At 50.3% G+C, this 294-nt stretch carries 1 protein-coding gene; it reads right to left on the reverse strand.

All coding sequences use genetic code 11. The annotated features are described in order from the left end of the window. The coding region (locus tag ED901_RS06515) for a calcium-binding protein (RefSeq protein ID WP_205965076.1) at window positions 1–294 on the reverse strand (294 nt) is incomplete at both ends.

Genomic DNA, 294 nt, shown 5'->3' on the forward strand with positions numbered 1-294 from the left:
ACCAGCCTTGTGCGCTATCATTTCCGTCTGTCCCTGAGAAGGTGATTCCCGATTTTGCAAGATCAGCCTCCGTCAGCGTCGCATCGTCGAAGACAAAGCTGAACTGGCGGTAAATCCCTCCTGTTGTTTCGCTGTTTGAAAAGTAGTTAGTTACCGTCAGGCTGTCTTCCGTTCCGTAGGCCTGTATGGTCAGATGATTCCCATCACGACTAAACCGTGTTGTACCAGACTCTGCACCGTTGAAACGCAGGGTATTATTGCTTTCGCCGGGTTTGCCGACGTCATTTACAAGGT

Origin of the sequence: Rahnella sp. Larv3_ips (assembly GCF_003697865.1) — a bacterium.
Lineage (GTDB): Bacteria > Pseudomonadota > Gammaproteobacteria > Enterobacterales > Enterobacteriaceae > Rahnella > Rahnella rivi.